Origin of the sequence: Haloferax sp. Atlit-48N (assembly GCF_003383015.2) — an archaeon.
Taxonomy (GTDB): domain Archaea; phylum Halobacteriota; class Halobacteria; order Halobacteriales; family Haloferacaceae; genus Haloferax; species Haloferax volcanii.
The window spans coordinates 2284935-2302772 of sequence record NZ_CP137689.1; the positions used below are offsets into that span (position 1 = coordinate 2284935).

Annotated in this window: 18 protein-coding genes; 9 read left to right on the top strand and 9 right to left on the bottom strand. The window is 66.4% G+C overall.

Annotation, left to right across the window (positions count from 1 at the left end):
- The first annotated feature begins 530 nt into the window (after positions 1-530).
- The 5 genes from DEQ67_RS12280 to DEQ67_RS12300 all read left to right on the top strand — a co-directional run bounded on the left by DEQ67_RS12280 (position 531) and on the right by DEQ67_RS12300 (position 5265).
- Complete coding sequence (locus tag DEQ67_RS12280; protein ID WP_049896263.1) at positions 531-782, top strand: hypothetical protein; 252 nt, start codon at positions 531-533, stop codon at positions 780-782.
- A 450-nt stretch (positions 783-1232) separates the two neighbouring features.
- A complete protein-coding gene (locus DEQ67_RS12285; protein ID WP_006601256.1) occupies positions 1233-1523 on the top strand; it encodes a hypothetical protein in 291 nt (96 codons plus the stop codon).
- A 175-nt stretch (positions 1524-1698) separates the two neighbouring features.
- Positions 1699-3954, top strand: coding sequence for an NADP-dependent malic enzyme (locus DEQ67_RS12290; protein WP_115891453.1), 2256 nt, complete (start codon positions 1699-1701; stop codon positions 3952-3954).
- Between the two features lie 119 nt (positions 3955-4073).
- Positions 4074-4271, top strand: coding sequence for a hypothetical protein (locus DEQ67_RS12295; RefSeq protein ID WP_004042040.1), 198 nt, complete (start codon positions 4074-4076; stop codon positions 4269-4271).
- A gap of 88 nt (positions 4272-4359) precedes the next feature.
- Complete coding sequence (locus tag DEQ67_RS12300) at positions 4360-5265, top strand: universal stress protein (RefSeq protein ID WP_115803060.1); 906 nt, start codon at positions 4360-4362, stop codon at positions 5263-5265.
- Positions 5266-5336: 71 nt separating this feature from the next.
- Here DEQ67_RS12300 and DEQ67_RS12305 read toward each other — a convergent pair whose 3' ends face one another.
- From DEQ67_RS12305 to DEQ67_RS12315, 3 genes are all read right to left on the bottom strand, one after another.
- The gene (locus tag DEQ67_RS12305; RefSeq protein ID WP_004062733.1) at positions 5337-6371 is read right to left on the bottom strand and encodes a sodium:calcium antiporter; all 1035 of its coding nucleotides are present in this window, start codon (positions 6369-6371) and stop codon (positions 5337-5339) included.
- Between the two features lie 118 nt (positions 6372-6489).
- Positions 6490-7938, bottom strand: coding sequence for a phosphomethylpyrimidine synthase ThiC (gene thiC, locus DEQ67_RS12310; RefSeq protein ID WP_049896262.1), 1449 nt, complete (start codon positions 7936-7938; stop codon positions 6490-6492).
- Positions 7939-8051: 113 nt separating this feature from the next.
- Positions 8052-9209 (bottom strand): multicopper oxidase domain-containing protein, encoded by a 1158-nt coding sequence (locus DEQ67_RS12315; RefSeq protein ID WP_004042036.1) that lies wholly within the window; start codon positions 9207-9209, stop codon positions 8052-8054.
- A 257-nt stretch (positions 9210-9466) separates the two neighbouring features.
- On the opposite strand from DEQ67_RS12315, the gene DEQ67_RS12320 reads away from it, so the two are divergent.
- Entirely contained in the window at positions 9467-9835 is a 369-nt protein-coding gene (locus DEQ67_RS12320; protein ID WP_049914811.1) for a winged helix-turn-helix domain-containing protein, read from the top strand.
- A 3-nt stretch (positions 9836-9838) separates the two neighbouring features.
- On the opposite strand, the gene DEQ67_RS12325 is transcribed toward DEQ67_RS12320, so the two are convergent.
- A complete protein-coding gene (locus DEQ67_RS12325) occupies positions 9839-10480 on the bottom strand; it encodes a helix-turn-helix domain-containing protein (protein WP_004042034.1) in 642 nt (213 codons plus the stop codon).
- A gap of 156 nt (positions 10481-10636) precedes the next feature.
- On the opposite strand from DEQ67_RS12325, the gene DEQ67_RS12330 reads away from it, so the two are divergent.
- A complete protein-coding gene (locus tag DEQ67_RS12330) occupies positions 10637-11740 on the top strand; it encodes a halocyanin domain-containing protein (RefSeq protein ID WP_115891452.1) in 1104 nt (367 codons plus the stop codon).
- A 64-nt stretch (positions 11741-11804) separates the two neighbouring features.
- Here the strand turns inward: DEQ67_RS12330 and DEQ67_RS12335 are convergent, their stop codons facing one another.
- On the bottom strand, positions 11805-12002 hold the full coding sequence (locus DEQ67_RS12335) for a XapX domain-containing protein (protein WP_004042032.1): 198 nt from the start codon (positions 12000-12002) through the stop codon (positions 11805-11807).
- 7 nt (positions 12003-12009) lie between these two features.
- Positions 12010-12177, bottom strand: coding sequence for a hypothetical protein (locus DEQ67_RS12340; protein ID WP_158543168.1), 168 nt, complete (start codon positions 12175-12177; stop codon positions 12010-12012).
- Between the two features lie 28 nt (positions 12178-12205).
- On the opposite strand from DEQ67_RS12340, the gene DEQ67_RS12345 reads away from it, so the two are divergent.
- A complete protein-coding gene (locus tag DEQ67_RS12345) occupies positions 12206-12829 on the top strand; it encodes a hypothetical protein (RefSeq protein WP_115891451.1) in 624 nt (207 codons plus the stop codon).
- A 60-nt stretch (positions 12830-12889) separates the two neighbouring features.
- Here the strand turns inward: DEQ67_RS12345 and DEQ67_RS12350 are convergent, their stop codons facing one another.
- On the bottom strand, positions 12890-13213 hold the full coding sequence (locus DEQ67_RS12350; RefSeq protein WP_115891450.1) for a CGCGG family rSAM-modified RiPP protein: 324 nt from the start codon (positions 13211-13213) through the stop codon (positions 12890-12892).
- Between the two features lie 119 nt (positions 13214-13332).
- Between DEQ67_RS12350 and DEQ67_RS12355 the strand changes: the two genes are divergently transcribed.
- A complete protein-coding gene (locus tag DEQ67_RS12355) occupies positions 13333-15615 on the top strand; it encodes a nitric-oxide reductase large subunit (protein ID WP_008607482.1) in 2283 nt (760 codons plus the stop codon).
- A gap of 1007 nt (positions 15616-16622) precedes the next feature.
- Here DEQ67_RS12355 and DEQ67_RS12360 read toward each other — a convergent pair.
- Positions 16623-17120 (bottom strand): hypothetical protein, encoded by a 498-nt coding sequence (locus DEQ67_RS12360; RefSeq protein WP_115891449.1) that lies wholly within the window; start codon positions 17118-17120, stop codon positions 16623-16625.
- Between the two features lie 96 nt (positions 17121-17216).
- Positions 17217-17783: a halocyanin domain-containing protein gene (locus DEQ67_RS12365; RefSeq protein WP_115891448.1), complete on the bottom strand. Its 567-nt coding sequence runs from the start codon at positions 17781-17783 to the stop codon at positions 17217-17219.
- Between the last annotated feature and the right edge of the window lie 55 nt (positions 17784-17838).

Below are 17838 nucleotides of genomic sequence, written 5' to 3' on the forward strand. Positions count from 1 at the left end.
GGCATAATACTTTTGAATGTGAAAATTTCTGAAAGGTCGATGCCTGGTCTCGGGCGGACCTCACGCCGTTGAAATCAACCCCCGTCGTCGCAAGCGACACGGCGCGGTCGCCGCCGACGTGCGAATATCCATAATATATGTTATGATATCGGCGGTGTCGACTTGGCTCCCGCGTAAGCGAGGGGCGTTGCGAGGCGACCGCGGGTGGCGGTTGCGAGGCGACCGCGGTGGACGGAACGCGAGTGACCGACAGAGATGTAACAGACGTATCTTCATCACACTGGGACAGCCGACCACGGTTTGGCGCGTTCGACCTCGGCCGAGAACACGCGTGTCGGACGCTCTCGAACGCGATGAGACTCGCGGTCACGACCACCCGACCGTGTGAGACCCGTTCGGCCGCCGCTCTCGTCCGCTTGGGGGGAACGATTATCATCGTGGTCGTTGGAGTTGTAGTCGAAACTCGATAGGATATCTCAAGGGGTGGGTGAGATACTGCTCAGAGCCGCCACAAAGGGTGGGTAATCAGAATGGTTAACAAGCGATACGAAGCAGGAGAGAACGTACCGACGGATATCTGCTCGGTTCCCGCTGCCGAGGATGTGCTGACGTTCGCCGTGCCGGTCGAAGTGTACCACGGCTACGGCAGCGCGAAGCACGTCTATCCGACAGAACAGATCGAACGCGTCTCGGACCTATTCGTCACGGACGGTGAACCCGCCGAGATGACCGTCGCGGACGAGGTCCGACTCTACACGATTCCGCACGACGCCCTCCGCTGAGCCCGATGTCGCATTCGCGGGTCGCGTGCGACACGAACTGTCCGCAAGCTGATGGTCGACTATCAGGCCGCGCGCACGACGACGTACCAGGGAGACGACTAGACAGTTGACGGGGAGTTCACCCGGCGACGCGTCGGTGAACGCTCGGGTTCTCGCCCGGGCCGGGAGCGTCGGCTGTCGAGTTCATCGCCCCCGAGGCGGGCGAAGAGACACACCACGGGCGTCGGCCAGCGGTCGGCGGCCCGCGGTTCGGTTCCGACGCAGTGACTCGACGCACGCGAGTCAACGCGCCGCCGAACGTATCAACTACTCATATAGTTCTGGCGGTTGAGTAATAGTTATCACGGTGCTCGTTGGACATATGGCTGAAACTTGAGCAGTGTGTTCCCGAAGAGTGGGCGGGGAGAAACACGGTTCAAGGTAATGAAAAATAGTGTGGGTTGTCAACGGATGGTCAAAGAGATATACGATGCAGGGGATACGGTACCATCAACTATCTGTACAGTTGTCGATGAGGACGACGAGCTGACGTTCGGTGCGACAGTCGAAGTCGACGAGGGAGAGATTGCGTTCGCCGTGCCGGTCGAGGTGTACCACGGCTACGGCAGCGCGAAGCATATCTATCCCATCGAGCAAGTCGACTCGGTCTCGGACCTGTTCGTCACGGAGAGTCACTTCGAGGAGGTGTCGATAGCGGACAACGTTCAGCTCTACACGATGCCGCACGAAGCGCTCCGGTGAGCGCGCGGGTGGGGCGTGCCAACGACGCTGCCGCCCGTACGCACCAGCCGGACCCGTACATTCATCACCCCGGCGGGGAAACGGCGCGACGAGCGGCGGCGCTGTGCGTGACTCTCGTTGACGTGGCGCTGTCGGAGCGAAGGGTCTACTTACCTCACCGTTCCCATCACGAGCAATGACACTCGGAGACGACGCCCGAGACTACCATCGGCGTCCGCCCGCGGGGAAAGTAGAGATAGCGACGACGAAGCCGACGAACACACAGCGCGACCTGAGTCTGGCGTACTCGCCGGGCGTGGCCGCGCCGTGCCGCGACATCGCGGAGGACGAAGACGCCGCCTACGAGTACACCGCGAAGGGTAATCTGGTCGGCGTCGTCTCCAACGGCTCGGCGGTGCTCGGGCTGGGTGACATCGGAGCGCAGGCGTCGAAGCCGGTGATGGAAGGCAAGGGCGTGCTGTTCAAGCGCTTCGCCGACATCGACGTGTTCGACGTCGAGTTCGACCACGACGACCCCCAAGCGTTCGTGGAGTCGGTCGCCGCGATGGAGCCGACGTTCGGCGGCATCAACCTAGAGGACATCCGCGCGCCCGAGTGCTTCGAAATCGAGGAGTCCCTGCGCGACCGGATGGACATCCCCGTGTTCCACGACGACCAGCACGGCACGGCTATCATCTCCGGGGCGGCGCTTTTGAACGCCGCCGACATCGCGGACAAGGAGCTGTCGTCGCTGAACGTCACCTTCTCGGGGGCGGGCGCGGCCGCGACCGCGACGGCGCGGTTCTACGTCTCGCTGGGCATCCCTCACGAGAACATCACGCTGTGCGACATCGACGGCGTCCTCTCGGAGTCGCGGGCCGAAGCCGGCGAACTCGACGAGTACGCCGAGCCGTTCGCCCGCGGCGTCGACGACGGCGACCTCGAAGACGCAATCGAGGGTGCGGACGTGCTCGTCGGTCTCTCGGTCGGCGGCATCGTCAGCCAGGAGATGGTGCGGTCGATGGCCGACGACCCAATCATCTTCGCCATGGCGAACCCGGAGCCCGAAATCACCTACGAGGACGCGAAGGACGCCCGCGACGACACGGTTATCATGGCCACCGGGCGCTCCGACTATCCGAATCAGGTGAACAACGTCCTCGGGTTCCCCTTCATCTTCCGCGGCGCGCTCGACGTGCGCGCGACCGAGATCAACGAGGAGATGAAGCGCGCCGCCGCCGAGGCGCTGGCGAACCTCGCGCGACAGGACGTGCCCGACGCGGTCGTCAAGGCCTACGGCGACGGCCCGCTCCAGTTCGGCCCCGACTACCTCATCCCCAAGCCGCTCGACCAGCGCGTCCTCTACGAGGTGACGCCCGCCGTCGCCGAGGCGGCCATGGAGAGCGGCGCGGCCCGCCGCGAGCGCGACCTCGACGCCTACCGCGAGGAGTTGGAAGCCCGCCTCGGGAAGTCCCGCGAGATGATGCGCGTCGTCCTCAACAAGGCGGCGTCGAACCCCAAGCGCGTCGTCCTCGCGGAGGGCGAAGACGAGAAGATGATTCGCGCCGCGAGCCAGCTAGTCGAGGAGGGCATCGCCGAACCGATTCTCGTCGGCCGGACGAAAGAGATTCTCCGCACCGCCGAGGACCTCGGCCTCGACTTCGACCCGACCATCGCGGACCCCGAAAGCGGCGAGTGGAACCACTACGTCGACCACCTCTACGAGCGCCGCCAGCGCAAGGGCCTCACCCGGACCGAGGCGGCCGAACTCGTGCGGGGCGACTCGAACTACTTCGCCAGCGTGATGGTCGAAGTCGGTGACGCGGACGCGATGCTGACGGGCCTCACGCACCACTACCCGTCGGCGCTGCGCCCGCCGCTCCAGATTATCGGCACGGCCGACGACGCCGACTACGCCGCCGGCGTCTACATGCTGACGTTCCGGAACCGCGTCGTCTTCTGCGCCGACGCGACGGTCAACCTCGACCCCGACGAGAACGTGCTCGCCGAGGTGACGAAACACACCGCCGAGCTCGCCCGGCGCTTCAACGTCGAACCGCGCGCGGCGCTCCTCTCGTACTCGGACTTCGGCAGCGTCACGAACGAGGGGACGCGCAAGCCCCGAAACGCCGTCGAACAACTGCACGCCGACCCCGACGTGGACTTCCCGGTCGACGGCGAGATGCAGGCCGACACCGCCCTCGTCGAGGAGATGCTGACCGACACCTACGACTTCGCGGAACTCGACGACCCCGCGAACGTCCTCGTGTTCCCGAACCTCGAAGCCGGGAACATCGGCTACAAGCTGCTCCAGCGGCTCGGCGGCGCGGAGGCCATCGGCCCGATGCTCGTCGGCATGGACAAACCGGTTCACGTCCTCCAGCGCGGCGACGAGGTCAAAGACATCGTCAATCTGGCGGGGGTCGCCGTGGTGGACGCCCAATCGGAGTAGCGGCCCCGAGCGGAACAACACGACCCAATCGGAGTAACCCGGCCGTCGACGGCGCACCCGACCGCCCGCTCGGGCGCGCCAGCACGAGAAATTAAATAGATTCGGCCGAGTCAGGGAGTATGGTCGAGTTGGGCACACACACGTCGGCGTCGGAGCGCCGGTTCGCACTCGGGTGGGTCGGGATGGCCATCGTGATGTCGTTCGCGGTCGCTGCCATCGATTTCCTCGAACTGCCGTTACAGACGGTGTACGTGTTCGCGGCGGGCGTGACGCTCCGGGAAGCCATCGGACTGGCGGTCTGGGCGCTCCGACGCTGACGGCGGACGGGGGCGGGGGCGCGGTCGGCTTCTCACCCCGTGGCGACCAGCCTCCTCGCTTTTGTGCGTTCGCTGAGAATATCGAACCATGTTCGACCAACTCCTCTTTCCGACCGACGGGAGCGACGGCGCGGACGCCGTCCTCGACCACGTCGTCGACATGGCCGCCGCCCACGACGCGACCCTCCACCTACTGCACGTCGCCCCGCCGGAGCCCGAGCGCCGCCCGAGCCTGACCGGCGGCTCCGAGGGCGACGGCGCCGGCGACGACCCCAGCGAACGCCGCCGAAGCGACGGCGAGCGATTCGTGAGCGACGCCGCGGCCCGCGCGTCGCAGTCCGACGTGACGGCCGTGACGAGCGTCGAGCGCGGCGAGCCGTATCAGGTCATCACCGAGTACGCGGCCGAGCGGGACGCCGACCTCGTGGTCATGCCGACCCACGGGCGGACGGGGCTGAGCCGCCTCCTCCTCGGGAGCACCACGGAGCGCGTCGTCCGGCGGTCGGACGTGCCCGTGCTCACCGTTCGGCCGGACGCGGCGACCGACCTCGCGTACCCCTACGCCGACGTGCTGACGCCCACCGACGGGAGCGCCTGCGCGACCGCGGCGGTCACGTTCGGGAGCGAGTTGGCCGCGGCGACCGACGCGGCGCTCCACGCGGTGTCGGTCGTCAACGTCGCCGCCTTCGGCGCGGACATCCGCGGCCCGCTCCTCCTCGACGAACTCGAAGAGCGGGCGAGCGACGCGGTCGACGCGGCGAGCGACACGGCGGCCGCCGCGGGCGTCGAGACTATCAGGAAGTCGGTCGGCCGCGACGTGTCGATTCACGACGGCATCCTCGCGTACATCGACGAGTACGACGTGGACATCGTGGTGATGGGGACCCACGGCCACACGGGGTTCGACCGCTACATGCTCGGGAGCGTCGCCGAGAAGCTGGTTCGGAGTTCGCCGGTGCCGGTGGTGACGGTCAGACAGCCGCGAGAGGAGTAGGGCGGGGTCGCCGGGCGTCGGGGCGAGTCGGCCCGAGTCGGCGGACCCGACGGACCGACCGCGTCCGCCCGTCAGTTCCGAAGGAGCGACGTGACGCCCGCGGTCTCGGCGATAACCCAGCCGACGAAGACGAGATACGCCGCGCCGAGCGCGTACGACTCCAGTCGGGTGAGCGATAGGTCCGTCCGGAGCAGGCCGAAAAGCAGGACGGTCGCCAGCGTCAGCACGCCCAGCATGGGGACGGCGACGGCGAAGTCCACCGGGACGCTCCCGACGATGAGCACGCCCACGGGGATGGCGACGAGCAGGTCGAACGTGTTCGACCCGAGGACGTTGCCGAGGCTCGTCGCGCTGTTGCCGTCGGCGGCCGAACGGACGCTGACGAGCGTGTCGGGGAGGCTCGTCGCGGCGGCGACGACCGTGACGCCCGCGAGGAACGTCGGGACGCCGAACGTCGCGCTGAGCGACTCGACGCTCCCGACCAGTTGCTCGACGCCGACGAGGATGACGAGGAGGCCGCCGAGGAGCCGCGCCCACTCGCGGCCGATGCCGTCAGCGACGCCAGCGTCCTCGGCTTCGTGCTCCGACACGTCCTGCCACTGGATGAATAGATAGAGCCCGTAGAGGAGCAGTGGGATGAGCGCGATGGGGCGGGTGAGTTCTCCCGTCAGGGGCGGGCCGTCGGGCACGGGGAAGTAGATGACCGCCAGCGAGAAGGTGACGACGAGCGTGGCCACGGCGACCATGTAGAACTGCGCCTCCTTGTAGACGACGAGGCGACTGGTTTCGAGGTCGCCGTCGGTGGCGAGCCCCGACAGCGCCGGAATCACGAGAATGTTGAAGATGGCCGAGCCGACGATTGCGCCGACGCCCATGTCGAAGACGCCCGCGGCCGCGGCGACGGCGACGCTGGCGAACTCGGGAAAGCTCGACCCGAGGGCGACGATGATAGAGCCCTGCACGACCGCCGGGAGGCCGTAGTACGCCGCGAGGTGGTCGGCTGACGCTTCGAGCCACCCGCTGCCGACCCAGATGAGACCGGTCATCAGGAGAATCACGGCGACGTTCGCGAGCGGCGACGACGGGAGGAGACTGCCGAGGACCATTGGTACTCCCTTTCAGCGACCCGGAAAAAGAAGCCACCGACACGGGGTGGTCGCGCGGTGGGTTCGGTCGATTGCCCGCGGAGTCGGTTGGTCGGCGGGCCGCGGACGCGGCGGGTCGTCAGTCGTCGCCGTGGGCGGACTCGGGCGTGAACGTGACGCCGCCGATTTCGATTTCGTCGGGGACGCGGTCGGTGTCGTGCGCGCCGACCGGCGGGAGGTTCGCGTCGGCCGCGGGCGACGCGTCGAGGTCGGTCGCGGACTCGATTGTCTCCATCTCGCCGTCGGCCTCGCGCGCGTCCTGGTCGATGCGCATCGAGCAGAACTCGACGCCGCACATCGAGCAGAAGCGCGCCTCCTTGTAGTTGTCGCCGGGGAGCGTCTGGTCGTGGTACGACCGCGCCCGCTCGGGGTCGAGCGCGAGGTCGAACTGCCGCGCCCAGTCGAACTCGTAGCGGGCCTCCGAGAGCGCGTCGTCCCAGTCGCGCGCGCCGGGGAGGTCGTTCGCCACGTCGGCCGCGTGGGCGGCGATTCGGTAGGCCGCGAGCCCCTCGCGCACGTCCTCGCGGTCGGGGAGGCCGAGGTGTTCCTTGGGCGTGACGTAACACAGCATCGCCGCGCCGGCGCGTCCCGCCTCGGTCGCGCCGATGGCGCTCGTGATGTGGTCGTAGCCCGGAGCCACGTCGGTGACGAGCGGCCCGAGCACGTAGAACGGCGCGCCGTCGCAGACTTCCCGCTGGCGCTCGACGTTCTCGGCAATCTGGTCCATCGGGACGTGGCCGGGTCCCTCGACCATCACCTGCACGCCGTGGTCCCACGCGGTCCGCGTGAGTTCGCCCAGCGTGTCGAGTTCGGCGAACTGCGCGTCGTCGCCGGCGTCGGCCAGACAGCCGGGTCGGAGGCCGTCGCCGAGCGAGAACGTCACGTCGTGCTCAGCGAAGATATCGCAGATGTCCTCGAACGCGACGTACAGGGGGTTCTGATCGCCGTGTTCTTCCATCCACTGGGCGAGGATAGAGCCGCCGCGGGAGACGATGCCCGTCTTCCGGCCGTCGGTAAGCGGGAGGTGCTCCATCAGCACGCCCGCGTGAATCGTCATGTAGTCGACGCCCTGTTCGGCCTGTTTCTCGATGATGTCGAGGAGCAGGTCGCGGGTGATGTCTTCGGGGCTGTCGACGCGCTTGACCGCCTCGTAGATGGGGACGGTGCCGATGGGGACCGGCGAGTACGCGACGTTCGCCTCGCGTATCTCGTCGAGGTTCGACCCCGTCGAGAGGTCCATCACCGTGTCCGCACCGTAGTGGACCGCGGTGTGGAGTTTCTCCAACTCCTCGGTGAGGTCGCTCGTCGTCTCGCTGTTGCCGATGTTCGCGTTGACTTTCGTGGCGAACTCGCGGCCGATAACCATCGGGTCCAGCGAGTCGTGATTGCGGTTCGCGGGGACGACCGCCTGCCCCTCGGCGACCTGCTCCCTGACGAACTCGGGGTCACGGTTCTCGCGCGCTGCGACCCGTTTCATCGCCGGGGTGACGGTTCCCGCTCGGGCGTGTTGGAGCTGTGTCGACGCCATTGATTAGCTAGTGATACAACTGATTAATAACAGTTGTGACGGGCGGGTCGGAAACGGGGGACCGACAAGCGGGCGACCTGCTTACCGGCTCCGGCGACACGAGGGTGCGTCGTTCAGCCCTCGTAGCCGGCGTACTCCATCAGGCTCGCGAAGATGTCGGTGTCCATCGCCTCCTTGTAGACGACGCCGCTCAGCATGCCGCCGGGGTAGAAGCCCCCGTTCATGACGTGGTTGACCTTGTGGCAGTGCATGAGGTAGATACCGGGTTGGGCGTCCGCCGTGAACTCGATGGTGTGGCGCTCCGCGGGCGCGATGTTCGTCACGTCCATGTCGTGGCGGGCGGCCTCGGGGACGACGCCGCCGTCCTTCTCGACGACCTGGAAGCGGTGGTTGTGGATGTGCATCGGGTGGCTCATGTAGCCCGCGTTGACGTAGTGGACCCGGACGGTGTCGCCCTGCTCGACGATGATGGGCGAGCCGTCTTCGGGGTGGAGCGTCCGCGGCGCGCTCTTCCCGTTGACGGTGAACACGTCCGGCTTCCGGTCCCGGGGGTCGTACGTCACGTTCTCGCCGGCCATCTGCCGGGGGAGCCGCGAGTCCCAGTCGCGGACGGTCATGAAGTACTCCCGGTCGGCCGGCTCGTACCCCTTCGGGTCGACGCGGAGGATGCCGTACATCCCCATCTCGATGTGCCGGTGGGTCTGGTAGTGACAGTGGTAGAGGTGCGTTCCGGGCACGTTCGCCGGGATGGTGTAGGTGTGTTTCTCGCCGGGGTCGACTCGGATGCCCGTCGTCGTCGGCACGCCGTCGTCCTTCCAGGCCTTGCGCACGCCGTGGAAGTGGACCGTGTGCGGGCGCATCCCGTCGGTGTTGTCCAGCGTGACCTCCATGTCGTTGCCCTCGGTCGTCCGGAGAATCGGCCCGGGGACGCTCGGCTCGCCGTCGTCGGCGCTGAACGCCCACACCTGCGGGAGTTCGACCGGCCCGCCCATCGTTTCGAGGGGGTGGGCCGCGTGGCGCGCCGGCGCGCTCTTGAGGGTGACCTGCCCGCCCTGTTCGTCCACCTGCACGACCTCCGGCGGACTGGTGTACGGCAGACTCGACTCGCTCGTCTGGGCGACCGTCGTCTCGTCCGTGCCGACGGCGGCGTTGCCGTCATCGTTCGTGGGCGCGGCGCACCCCGCGAGGCCGAGCGCTCCGACGCTTCCCGTTGCGGCGAGGAATTCGCGACGCGATACCGTCGAACCGGGTGCACCGACGTAGTTTCGCATTACGGTCGGTCGTTGTCCGGGGGTATGGAATACGGTCTCGCCGGTTCCCGACGCACAGGAGTTCACCGAACATGTTCGGCATGGTCGATACGTACCGGGCGGGAAAACAGTCGAGTCGGGCGTACCAGTCAGAATCGACGGCCATCGGTTCGACCGCACCGACGCTGGTGCCCCACGACTTTCATACGCCCCGGAGGTGTATCGGGAATCGAACCGACGGCGCGCGGGTCGCCGCCGAGCAATCCACTCTCACGCAGATGTCGACCAATCCACTCTCAGACGCGCTCGAACCGGACTTCGAGACGGTGTTCGCCGCCCTCACCAGCCCGCAGTGTCGGGCGGTCCTCAGGCGGCTCGACGGGCCGATGACCGCCTCGGACATCGCCGCCGCGTGCGACCTCCCGCGGTCGACGGTGTACCGAAAGCTCGAACAGATGGTCGAGGCGGGGCTCCTCGAAAAACGCGACCGCGGCCGCGACGCCGCCCGCTACGCGCTCGGCTTCGAGGAGGTCGTCGTGACGCGCGAACCCGGCGACCTCTCGCTTTCGGTGTCGTCGCCGTCGCGGTCGGCCTCGGACCAGCTCTCGACGATGTGGTCGGCCGTCAGCGACCAAGCCGACGACTGAGACCTACCCGACCGTCGCGTCGTCCCGCGCGAGAAACGCCTTCATCACTTTGCCCTCCGCCCGGTGGAGCTTCTCGCTCGTCGTCGACTTCGCCAGCCCCACGGCCTCGGCGAGTTCGGTGAGCGTGCACGTCCTCGGCGTGTCGTAGTAGCCCTCGGAGACGGCCGTTTCGAGGAGGTCGTACTGGTCGTCGGTGAGAAGCGACTCCGTGTCTATCGACTGGTGGATGGAGACGAGGTCGAACGGGATGCCGAACTGCGTGAGCTGTTCGCCCAACTCCGAGAGGTTCTCCCGCGGCGCGGTCACCTCGACTGTCACCTCGCCGTCGACGATGGTGATGGGCAGTTCCAGCGGGATGCCCACCTCGCTGAGCGTGAGAATCAACAGCGGCTCGGTCGTCTCGAACTGCACGAGCGCGCGCTCCGGCTGCGCTTCGAGAATCGTCACCGAGACGACCGACTCGTACTCGTCGATGGTGGTGACGACGGGTTCGATGTCGGCCGCTCGTATCTCGACGAGGCCGACGCCCGTCTCGTCGGCCGGCATCGCCGCGAGCACGGTGAACTCGGCGTCCGGATAGCGGCCCGAGAGGTCGGAGACCCAGACCTGCTCGGGGAGCGTGATGGAGAGTGTTGCCCGGGGCATCGGTAGTGAAACGAAGTCGTCCCCGCCGCACAAAGATAGTTCCGAACATGTTCGGCTTCCGGCCGCGGTTCGAGAACCACCGAGACGGGCTTTTCACCGGACCCCCAACCGTCGAGTGTCGAGCGGGGCGGGTCCACCGCCTCGCCATCCTCAATCATGAGTTCGAACGACACCACATCTCCGACGCTCGGCCGGCGAACCGTACTTCGACTCCTCGGCGGCGCGGCCGTCTCTACGACCGCGCTGGGAGGCGTCACCGATTCCGCACGAGCGCAGTCGGGGTCCGACCTCGACTCGTGGTTCGCACAGACCTCGAACTACGACGGGGTGGTGGACGAGACGGGACGCTCGACGGTGACGGTGACGGTGGGGTCACAGGCCAACGGCGGGGCGTTCGGGTTCGGCCCGGCCGCCGTGCGCGTCGACCCCGGAACGACCGTCGTTTGGGAGTGGTCCGGGAAGGGCGGGTCGCACAACGTCGCCGCCGAGGACGGGAGCTTCGAGTCCGACCTCGTCGGCGACAGCGGCCACACGTTCGAGCGGACGTTCGATTCGACCGGCGTCTACACCTACGTCTGCACGCCGCACAAGACGCTCGGCATGAAGGGTGCAATCGTCGTCGGCGACGTCGGCGGCGCGACCGCGACCGAGGCAGCCGACTCGACCGACTCGGCCGGCGAGGGCGAGTCGGAGTCCACCGAGAGCGCCGGCGAGGGAGACGCGGACCTCGACGCGTGGTTCGAAAACACCTCGAACTTCGACGGCGTGGAGGCGCAGACCGGCCTCCAGCGCGTGACGGTCGAGGTCGGGTCGCAGGCCAACGGCGGGGCGTTCGGCTTCGGCCCCGCGGCGATTCGCGTCTCGAAGGGGACGACCGTCGCGTGGACGTGGACCGGCGAGGGCGGGTCGCACAACGTCGCCGCCGAGGACGGGAGCTTCGAATCCGACCTCGTCAGCGCCGGCGACCACACGTTCGAACACACCTTCGAGGAGGCCGGGACGTACACCTACGCCTGCACGCCGCACAAGACGCTCGGCATGAAAGGGGCAGTCGTCGTCACCGACGACGAGGGCGGGTCGAACGCGCAGGTGGCCGAACCGTTCGGTGACCCCGGGACCGAGCGCCTCGGCGGCATCGCGCTGGCCGGGACGTTCGGCGCGATGTTGGCGTCGCCCGCGCTGTTCGGCGCGTTCATGTGGCTCAAGGGCGAGGGCGACGAGTCGGCGGGTGAGACGTATCCGAAGGGGAAGTCGGAGTAACTCGTCCGCGGGAGGAGTCGGGGGTTTCAGTATCGGGCCGAACTGTTTTTCTCGGACTGCGCGCTCAGAACAGCGACGCGAGCACCCCCGAGATATCGACGTGGAACCCCAACCGCTGGACGCCCTTGTATCCGAGGTAGATGCCGACGATACCTAGTATCCCGGCGAGGTTGGGCGGGGCCGGAATCGGTGTTTCTATGAGGCCGAACAGGGCTCCGGCGAAGACGCCTGCCAGCAGGGCCAAAACGAGTTGCGAGGCCATAGGAGAGTCATCCGCGTTCCCCGATAAATAGGTACAGCATCGACGCGAGCGCGGCGACCGCCTCCGCAACAACCAGGTCGCGGTCGGCGGTGTGCCGCGGTTGTGACCGGACGACAGCGAACAGAACCGGGACGCTGCCGAAGCACTCACAGCGCGTGTCATCGGTCCAGAACATTGTTACTGCCACCAACGTGTTGACAACTATGCGCCGCCGCGCGTTCCTCGCGTCCGCCCTGATCGCAGCCTCCACCCTGACCGCAGGATGTAGCTCTCTCGGCCCGCAAACCGAACGCACGGACCCGGTAGTCGAGACCGACGACAACCCCCGAGACAGGGGAAAATACCTCAAATTCGGGGCCGGAGACGACGGAGACCTCGCCACCGTGGGCGTCGACCCCACTTCCGGCCCCCTTCCGAGACCGCTCGCCGTCTCGATTTCGCATACAGACGACACCGAACTCCGGTCGCTCACACAGCGGTTCGTGGCACCGGACGGCGACGGGTCTCCGCCGAAACTCTCACTCCGAGGGCCGTTCGAGGGAGGCCACGAGCCCCACCCGTCTGTGTCGCTGTTCCGAGACGATACGGCCACGGTCTTCGAGGTCCACCGGTTCGGCGAGCTCGCCGACGAGACCGCGTTCATCAACCTCGCGGTCACCGAATGGCCGGACTCGGCCCGCAGACTCGTCGTCGATAGTACCGTGGAACTCGTCAAGACGGGGGCGTTCGAGCACACGCACGTCCTCGACGGCGAACTGGCGTTCGACTTCTTCGCCGGAACGGATGCCGGCGACGGAACCGCTGGAACCCCGGGTTCGTCGGGGTAGCTAGACACCGGCTCGCCGCGAGTGCAGGCACCGGTCTGGACGTTCGAGACCGAGACGCGACTACTCCACGTACACCCGCGTCACGTGCCCGCCGCAGCCGCATTGCTCGACGTACTCGTACTCCAAGTTCCCGTCGAACCGTTCCGCGAGCGCGTCGTACAGGTACGTCTCCGGGTGGCCGTGGTCGCCGTGGGTGACGAGGTTGACGTGGTGGCCGGCGGTCGTGTGTTCGACCGCGGCGACCGCCTCCGCAACGACGAGGTCGCGGTCGGCGGCGTGTCGCGGGAGTTCGAGGTTCGCGGACCACGAGGTGTCGTGGACGCGGTCGGTCGCGGTGTCGGGCGTGTCGTGGTCGTGGGCCGCGGGTCGCGAATCGGTCGTCATTACGCTTCGAGGAACGGCGTCCGGCTCAAAGAGCGACTATCCGAACATGTTCGTCCGAGCTGTGCGAGGCCGGGAAGCGGCGTGTAGAGCCTATTGCAGGCGTGTGAACCACGACGTGTATGGAGATACAACGCAAGACCATCGCGAAGGCAATCGTCGTCGTGTTCGTCTTCAACCTCGTCGTGATGGGTGCGGGCGCGTGGTTCGCCTATCAGGAGGCCCCACCCATCCCCGACGAGGTGGTCGGACCCGACGGTGACGTCGTCGCCAACGGCGACGTGATTCGAGAGGGCAAGACGGTGTTCCAGAAAGACGGCCTGATGAACCACGGGTCGATACTGGGCAACGGCGCGTACTACGGCGCGGACTACACCGCCGACGCGCTGGATTTGAAAGTCGGGTTCATGCGGAACTACTACGCCCAAGAGCGCTACGGTGAACCCTACGACGAACTCGACTCCGCAGACCAAGCGGCCGTCGCCGACGTGGTGAAATCCGACCTCGACGACAGCTACGAGGGCGGCGCGATTCGGTACACCGCGGCCGAGGTCTACGCCCACGAGCAGGTTCGACAGGAGTACGTCGAGCGCTACCACGAGGGCGACCACGAGCGCGGCGTGCCCGTGAACATGATCGACTCCGAGGAGGAGGCGCGGGCGTTCGCGGACTTCGCCATGTGGACGGCGTGGTTCTCGCACACCGACCGCCCCGACGGCACCCACTCGTACACGAACGACTGGCCGTACCAGCCCGGCGCGGGGAACGACGCCACCGCCGCCTCGATGACGTGGAGCGTCGTCGCCATGGTGCTTCTCGTCGCGGGGGCGGGCCTCGGCATCTGGCTGTACAAGTCGGTCGAACTCCCCGAGCCGTCGGCCGAGAACATCACGGTGCCCGAACCGGGTGACGTGAGCGTCTTCCCGAGCCAGCGGGCGGCGCTCCGGTTCATCCCGGTCGCCGCCGGGTTGTTCTTGGCGCAGGTGCTGTTGGGCGGTCTGCTCGCGCACTTCTACATCGAGCGCGCCGGCTTCTTCGGCATCGAGTCGCTATTCGGCGTGCCCATCCTGCAACTGCTCCCGTTCGCCATCGCCAAGACGTGGCACATCGACCTCGGCATCCTCTGGATAGCCGCGACGTGGCTCGGCGCGGGGCTGTTCCTCCCGCCGCTTCTGACCGGCTACGAGCCGCCGAAGCAGTCGAGGTACATCAACGTCCTCCTCGGCGCAATCGTCGTCGTCGTGGTCGGCGGCCTGTCGGGCATCTGGCTGGGCGCGAACGGCTACATCGACGGCTCGCTGTGGTGGATTCTCGGCAACGAGGGGCTCGAATACCTCGAAGTCGGGAAGCTCTGGCAGTTCGGCATCCTCGCCGGCTTCCTCATCTGGGCGGGGCTGGCGGTCCGCGGCCTGAAGCCGCTTCTCGACAAGGAACCGCCGTACGGACTGGCGCACATGATTCTGTACGCCGGCGGCTCCATCGCCCTCCTGTTCACCGCGGGCTTCCTCTTTACCCCCGAGACGAACATCGCCGTCACGGAGTTCTGGCGCTGGTGGGTCGTCCACATGTGGGTCGAGGGGGCGTTCGAGTTCTTCATCGTCGCCATCGTCGGCCTGACGCTGGTGTCGATGAACCTGCTGTCCCGCCGGAGCGCAGAGAAGGCCGTCATGCTCCAGGCGCTGCTCGTCATGGGGACGGGCATCATCGGCGTCTCGCACCACTACTGGTGGGTCGGCATGCCCGACATGTGGGTGCCCATCGGGAGCGTCTTCTCGACGCTCGAACTCATCCCGCTGGTGTTCATCCTCTACGAGGCGCTCGGGCAGTACCGCGCGATGTCGGGCGAGTCGTTCCCGTACCGCCTGCCGTTCATGTTCATCGTCGCCAGCGGCGTCTGGAACTTCGTCGGCGCGGGCGTGCTCGGCTTCTTCATCAACCTCCCGCTCATCAACTACTACGAACACGGGACGTACCTGACGGTCGGCCACGCCCACGCCGCGATGTTCGGCGCGTTCGGTTTCCTCGCGCTCGGCATGGTCACCTACATGCTCCAGCTCTCCATCGACCCCGAGCGCTGGGACGGCTCGTGGCTGCGCGCCGCCTTCTGGTGTTGGAACGTCGGCCTCGTGTTGATGGTGTTCGTCTCCGTCCTCCCGGTCGGCTTCCTCCAACTGGAGACGGCGTTCACCGGGAGCTACGCCGCCGCCCGGAGCGTCGCCTTCTACGACCAGCCGCTGATTCAGACGCTGTTCTGGGCGCGGCTCCCCGGCGACACCCTCATCATCCTCGGGACGGTCATCTACGCGGCCGACCTCGTCAGAAAGCGGTTCGTCCTCCGGCAGTCCGCCGACGACCCGAGCGTCGAGGACATGGCCGTCGCCGAGGGAATCCTGGGCGACGACTGACGGGCGAGGCTCTGTCGAACCTCGCATTTTCTGATATTTGTCGGAGTCGTGCTGCATAGAGCGCGCGAGTCGGTCACTGGCCAGCTCTCATCTGACGAGATGCGAAGCGATAGACACCCCCACAAAACTTATCGAATATTTGTTAGTAGTCTAATTCATGGATGTGGTTCTTACTAATCTAATCTGGCTCGTCGTATTTCCGGCGGCTATCGTTACTGGGTCTTTCTATACAATACAGCGTTTGCTGAGGAGGTTGCTACAAAACCAAAATATCGACAGTAATCAAATTGGTGTCGCTGTGTTTGTGATTGGTGCCTACTTCCTCGGACACCCACTGTATCCTTCTTTGGTCCCTCTTATTAGAGATTCAACCCCGTGGCTGTTCTCAGTTGGGGGAGTCTACTTTACGCTTGGATTATTTTCGTTTGTACATCAGCGATACCCATACTGCTCTGCCATCGGATGTTGGCTCGCATCGCTGGCGGGAGTTGTGGTCGCTCTCCTTGCTGCGAATAGACTTCAATTCTCTGCAGTTCTTCGTCTCCTCGGTTCCAATAGTATCGAGATTTCGCTATACTTGTCCCTTCCACTCGCAGCAATGTTCCCTGTGGGTTATGTTTCTCGGCAGAGTAGTCGTAAGCCGATTATTCTCTCTCATCTACTCGTGTTCTCGGTATATGTGCTTGCGTTAGTCAACTCAATTCCAATGACAGAGCGAGTGCGAGGTCCAGCAGCACTCGTATTCATTGCATTTGGCGTTATCGGGGTTCTGCTTGGAATACCACTATACGTTCTCGGTAACACGCTGACCCCCAGTTCGCTCGGATGACCAACTCGCACGTGATTTCCTCGGTCTATTCACTCACTTCGGTGCGAAACAAAGGATAGCGAATTACTGCATACAGCCTCTGTCCGTGTCACACCACCTCATCAGATAACGGATGCACAACAGCGCAACCGACGACTGATTCACCGTCTCTGTTTTTCGCCGACATCGGACTGCCGACTCACTCCCACGCGAGCACCAGCCCCGTCGCGGCCCCGACGACGACCGTCCCGCCGAGCGTCGCAATCACGCCCAGCGCCCCGAGGAACAGCGGGACGACGAGAAACAGGGCAACGCTCCTCGCGAGCGCCGCAACCGGCCCCATCCCGACCGGCGCTTCGAACGGGCTCCCCTCCATCACGACCACCGCGAGTTCGAGCAGGTACATCGGGACCGGGAGCGCGAGCAACCCGACGAGGCCGCCGACGAGCGCGCCGCGGAGTCGGGAGGTCGGCCCGCCGAGTCGCCGCCAGAGCAGACTGGCGAGCAGGCCGCCGCCGAGAAACCCCCCGGCGACGAGCACCGCCATCGGTCCGGAGGGGACGGCCGGGTCGCCGCCGGTCAGCAACGCGACCACCGGCTCAGCGAGCACGTACCAGAGCGCGAACGCGCCGCCCGCGAGGGCGAACGTGAGCGACGGGCGACGACGCGCGGCGGCGAGGACCGAGGTCCGAGGCATACGAGAGATTCGTCGTACCGGGAGAAGAGGTTCGCGGGCGGGGGAGAACCGACCGACGGCGGGCGAAACCGGACCGAGAAACGACGCGGTCGGACGCTACTCGACGACGATTGCGCCCTTCATCCCGACCGTCTCGTGGGGCGTACAGGCGTAAGTGTACGTCCCGGCCGCCTCGAACGTGTGTTCGAACGTGTGACCGCTACTGCCCGCCAACTCCGATTCGAAGGAGCCGTCGGCGGCGGCGACGTTGTGCGACCCGCCCTTGCCGTTCCACTCCCAGACGACCGTGGTGCCGGAATCGACCCGTACGGCGGCCGGGCCGAAGCCGAACGCCCCGCCGTTGGCCTGTGATCCCACCGTCACCGTGACTGTCGACTGCCCGGTCGCGTCCACGACGCCGTCGTAGTTGTCCACGTTGTCGAACCAGCCGTCGAACTGCGGGGCGCTCCCGCCGCCGGACCCGCTCTCCGCGCCGGTCGTCTCGCCGGAGTCGGTCGTCGGCTCCGCGGTCGATTCGGCGGTCGTCTCGCCGCCGTCGTCCGCCTCGGCCGCGTTCGCGGCGTCGCCGCCGGAGCCGGAACAGCCGGCGAGCGCCGTCGACAGCGCCGCCGTCGCAGTCAGTGCCGTAAAACGCCGTCTCGTGAGGTTGGTGTCGCGCGTCATCGGCTGTACCTCGGCGGCGACGGATGCAAGCGATTGTCCCGAACGTGTTCGGGTT

What these genes read in the sequence shown, in the direction of transcription:
- DEQ67_RS12280 (WP_049896263.1), top strand. Translation starts at nt 531, where the DNA reads ATGGTTAACAAGCGATACGAAGCAGGAGAGAACGTACCGACGGATATC.
- DEQ67_RS12285 (WP_006601256.1), top strand. Translation starts at nt 1,233, where the DNA reads ATGGTCAAAGAGATATACGATGCAGGGGATACGGTACCATCAACTATC.
- DEQ67_RS12290 (WP_115891453.1), top strand. Translation starts at nt 1,699, where the DNA reads ATGACACTCGGAGACGACGCCCGAGACTACCATCGGCGTCCGCCCGCG.
- DEQ67_RS12295 (WP_004042040.1), top strand. Translation starts at nt 4,074, where the DNA reads ATGGTCGAGTTGGGCACACACACGTCGGCGTCGGAGCGCCGGTTCGCA.
- DEQ67_RS12300 (WP_115803060.1), top strand. Translation starts at nt 4,360, where the DNA reads ATGTTCGACCAACTCCTCTTTCCGACCGACGGGAGCGACGGCGCGGAC.
- DEQ67_RS12305 (WP_004062733.1), bottom strand. Translation starts at nt 6,371, where the DNA reads ATGGTCCTCGGCAGTCTCCTCCCGTCGTCGCCGCTCGCGAACGTCGCC.
- thiC (WP_049896262.1), bottom strand. Translation starts at nt 7,938, where the DNA reads ATGGCGTCGACACAGCTCCAACACGCCCGAGCGGGAACCGTCACCCCG.
- DEQ67_RS12315 (WP_004042036.1), bottom strand. Translation starts at nt 9,209, where the DNA reads ATGCGAAACTACGTCGGTGCACCCGGTTCGACGGTATCGCGTCGCGAA.
- DEQ67_RS12320 (WP_049914811.1), top strand. Translation starts at nt 9,467, where the DNA reads ATGTCGACCAATCCACTCTCAGACGCGCTCGAACCGGACTTCGAGACG.
- DEQ67_RS12325 (WP_004042034.1), bottom strand. Translation starts at nt 10,480, where the DNA reads ATGCCCCGGGCAACACTCTCCATCACGCTCCCCGAGCAGGTCTGGGTC.
- DEQ67_RS12330 (WP_115891452.1), top strand. Translation starts at nt 10,637, where the DNA reads ATGAGTTCGAACGACACCACATCTCCGACGCTCGGCCGGCGAACCGTA.
- DEQ67_RS12335 (WP_004042032.1), bottom strand. Translation starts at nt 12,002, where the DNA reads ATGGCCTCGCAACTCGTTTTGGCCCTGCTGGCAGGCGTCTTCGCCGGA.
- DEQ67_RS12340 (WP_158543168.1), bottom strand. Translation starts at nt 12,177, where the DNA reads ATGTTCTGGACCGATGACACGCGCTGTGAGTGCTTCGGCAGCGTCCCG.
- DEQ67_RS12345 (WP_115891451.1), top strand. Translation starts at nt 12,206, where the DNA reads ATGCGCCGCCGCGCGTTCCTCGCGTCCGCCCTGATCGCAGCCTCCACC.
- DEQ67_RS12350 (WP_115891450.1), bottom strand. Translation starts at nt 13,213, where the DNA reads ATGACGACCGATTCGCGACCCGCGGCCCACGACCACGACACGCCCGAC.
- DEQ67_RS12355 (WP_008607482.1), top strand. Translation starts at nt 13,333, where the DNA reads ATGGAGATACAACGCAAGACCATCGCGAAGGCAATCGTCGTCGTGTTC.
- DEQ67_RS12360 (WP_115891449.1), bottom strand. Translation starts at nt 17,120, where the DNA reads ATGCCTCGGACCTCGGTCCTCGCCGCCGCGCGTCGTCGCCCGTCGCTC.
- DEQ67_RS12365 (WP_115891448.1), bottom strand. Translation starts at nt 17,783, where the DNA reads ATGACGCGCGACACCAACCTCACGAGACGGCGTTTTACGGCACTGACT.